This is a genomic window from Delftia sp. ZNC0008, assembly GCF_000799035.1.
Classification (GTDB): domain Bacteria; phylum Pseudomonadota; class Gammaproteobacteria; order Burkholderiales; family Burkholderiaceae_C; genus Comamonas; species Comamonas tsuruhatensis.
Window position 1 is genome coordinate 1 of record NZ_JTKZ01000843.1, and the last position, 1,040, is coordinate 1,040.

The window sequence follows — 1,040 nt, forward strand, 5'->3', positions numbered from 1 at the left end:
ATGTCGTCGCCCGCGCGCGCGCCGCTGCGCAGCAGGGCCTGGCCGGGCGGCACTTCGCCGAAGACGGTGATGCAGATGTTCAAGGGCCCCTGGGTGGTGTCGCCGCCGACCAGCTCGCAGCCGTGGGCGTCGGCCAGCGCCAGCAGACCGGCCGCAAACGCCTCGGTCCAGGCCGCATCGGCACGCGGCAGGGACAGGGCCAGGGTGAAGGCCATCGGGCGCGCGCCGCAGGCCGCCAGGTCGGACAGGTTCACGGCCAGGGATTTGTGGCCCAGCAGGCGCGGGTCCACGTCGGCGAAGAAATGCCGGCCCTCGACCAGCATGTCGCTGGAGACGGCCAACTGCATGCCCGGCGCCGGGGCGAGCAGTGCGCAGTCATCGCCCACGCCCAGGGCGGCGCGGCGCACGGGGCGCTGGAAGAAGCGGCGGATCAGGTCGAATTCACCCACGGTGGCGGCTTTCGGAGGCGGTTGGCGATCAGGCTATTGTGCTGCGAGGTTCGTGCTGCCCCGTATCAGGTGGTCTCGCCCGCACCGGGCCGATGCTCCAGCGCCAGCGCGTGGAAGGCCTGGGCGGCCGGCGACAGGCTGCGCTGGCGCCTGCGCACCAGGTACAGGTCGCGCCGGCGGTCGGCATCGGCCAGCGGGCGCGTCACCAGGCCAGGCTGCACGAAGTGGAACAGCGCCAGGGCCGGCACCACGCTGATGCCCAGGCCCGCGCGCACCATGCCCATCACGGTGGCCAGGTGCTCCACCTCCAGCAAGGTGTTGAGGGGCGGGGCCTGCTCCTGCGATTCCAGGTACTGGCGCACGCTGCTGTGGCGGGCGAGCTGGATGAAGGGCTGGTCCCGCAGGTCGGCCATGGCCGGCGCGGGCAGGGCCGCCAGCGCATGGTCGGCGCGGCAGACCAGGTGCAGCCGGTCGGCGCAGAACCATTCGGCCTGCAGCTCCTCGGTGTCGGCGCGGATGGCGGCCAGCGCCAGATCGGCCTGGCCCGAGGCCACCTGGGCGATGCACGATTCGGACAGCAGGTCCACGCGG

At 73.0% G+C, this 1,040-nt stretch carries 2 protein-coding genes; both read right to left on the minus strand.

The annotated features are described in order from the left end of the window. Positions 1–449, minus strand: a 449-nt coding sequence (locus L995_RS27025; RefSeq protein WP_047474447.1) for an AIR synthase related protein, incomplete at its 3' end; no start/stop codon positions are given. Positions 450–514: 65 nt separating this feature from the next. Beyond that, the coding region (locus L995_RS27030; protein ID WP_047474448.1) for a LysR substrate-binding domain-containing protein at positions 515–1,040 on the minus strand (526 nt) is incomplete at its 5' end.